The 1,264-nt window shown below is 68.0% G+C and carries 1 protein-coding gene; it reads right to left on the bottom strand.

Annotated elements, in window-relative coordinates:
* Window positions 1-1,264 (bottom strand): non-ribosomal peptide synthetase (locus FJV41_RS49165; RefSeq protein WP_141649512.1); only part of this gene is annotated, 1,264 nt, incomplete at both ends.

The following is a 1,264-nucleotide window of genomic DNA, read 5'->3' as shown; positions in this document are numbered from 1 at the left end:
CAGTGCCAGAAGGAGACGTCGACGGCGGCCTCGGTGGGGCCGTAGAGGTTGTGGACCTCGGCGGAGGCGGGAAGGAGGGCGTGCGCGCGGCGGACGAGCTCGGCGGGGAGGGCCTCACCACTGCACACGACGCGACGAAGTCCGGAGAGCTTCTCGACACCCGGCTCCTCCAGGAAGGCGCGGAGCATGGAGGGGACGAAGTGGAGCGTGGAGACGCGCTGCTCGGAGATGAGGCGAACGAGGTAGGCGGGGTCCTGGTGACCGCCGGGCTTCGCGAGGACGAGACGCGCGCCCGTCATGAGGGGCCAGAAGAACTCCCAGACGGAGACATCGAAGGAGAAGGGCGTCTTCTGAAGGACGGTGTCGTCAGGGGAAAGGCCGTACTGCTGCTGCATCCACAGCAGGCGGTTGACGATGCCCGAGTGGGCGTTGATGGCGCCCTTGGGGCGGCCCGTGGAGCCGGAGGTGAAGATGACGTAGGCGGGAGCGTCGGGCCCGGCAAGGAGCGGCAGCGAGTCTCGGGAGTGGACTGCGACGTCGTCCCACTGTGAATCGAGGCAGAGCACGCGAGAGTCGTGCTGGGGGAGGACGGCCTTCAGGTGCTCGTGAGTGAGGAGCACGGGGGCCTGGGCATCGTCGAGCATGCCGGCGAGGCGCTCGCGGGGATATGCGGGGTCCAGGGGAACGTAGGCGGCGCCGGACTTGAGGACGGCGAGCAGCGCGACGACGAGGTCGAGCGAGCGCTCCAGGCAGACGCCGACGAGAGAACCCGGGTGAGCGCCAAGGGAGCGCAGGTGCCACGCGAGCTGGTTGGAGCGTGCGTCGAGCTGCGCGTAGGAAAGAGCAGAGTCTTCGAAGCGAAGGGCCTCCGCGTCGGGGGTGCGGCGAGCCTGGGCTTCGATGAGTGAATGCAGGCACACGTCGCGCGGGAAGTCGTCCTGCTGGCCCTGGAAGTCGGAGAGCAGTTGGAGCTGCTCCTCCTGGGTGAGCAGGGGCAGCTCGGACAGCCGCGTGTCCGGGTTCTCCGCCACCGCGCCGAGCAGCGAGTAGAAGTGCCCGCGCATCCGCTGGATGGTCGCGACGTCGAACAGGTCGGTGTTGTATTCGAGCCAGCCGAAGATTTCGTCCGGCCGGTCTTCGCGCAGCTCCAGCAGCAGGTCGAACTTGGCCGAGCCCGGGTCCACCAGCAGATAGGTGGACTGCAACCCCGGCATCGACAGGTCCTGGCGCGGGGTGTTCTGGAAGCTGAACATCACCTGGAACA

The organism is Myxococcus llanfairpwllgwyngyllgogerychwyrndrobwllllantysiliogogogochensis, assembly GCF_006636215.1.
Lineage (GTDB): Bacteria > Myxococcota > Myxococcia > Myxococcales > Myxococcaceae > Myxococcus > Myxococcus llanfairpwllgwyngyllgogerychwyrndrobwllllantysiliogogogochensis.
Note: the sequence above shows the minus strand (reverse complement) of the source record. Positions and strands in the feature narration are given on the sequence as shown.